At 65.2% G+C, this 233-nt stretch carries 1 pseudogene; it reads right to left on the bottom strand.

What is annotated here, in order from left to right:
• Positions 1 to 233 (bottom strand): annotated as a pseudogene (locus G0Q06_RS14375) (AMP nucleosidase); the annotation flags it as partial.

Here is a 233-nt window from a genome sequence, read left to right as displayed (position 1 = left end):
GTTGCGCAGGCCCGCGCAGTGTCCGACCATCAGCCACGCGTGCGGGCGCAGGACGGCGATATGGTCGGTGGCGGTTTTTGCGTTTGAGGGTCCCACACCGATGTTCACCAGAGTGATCCCCGATCCGTCCGCCCGCTTGAGGTGATAGGTCGGCATCTGGGGCGTCTTCAGGCTGGGGGCCAGCGGCGCGTCCGCCTGTGTGATCTCGACATTGTCGGTCGAGACAAAGGAGG

The sequence above is a fragment of the Oceanipulchritudo coccoides genome, from assembly GCF_010500615.1.
GTDB classification, from domain to species: domain Bacteria; phylum Verrucomicrobiota; class Verrucomicrobiia; order Opitutales; family Oceanipulchritudinaceae; genus Oceanipulchritudo; species Oceanipulchritudo coccoides.
The sequence above is the reverse complement of the archived record's forward strand: the minus strand, read 5'-3'. Positions and strand labels throughout refer to the sequence as shown.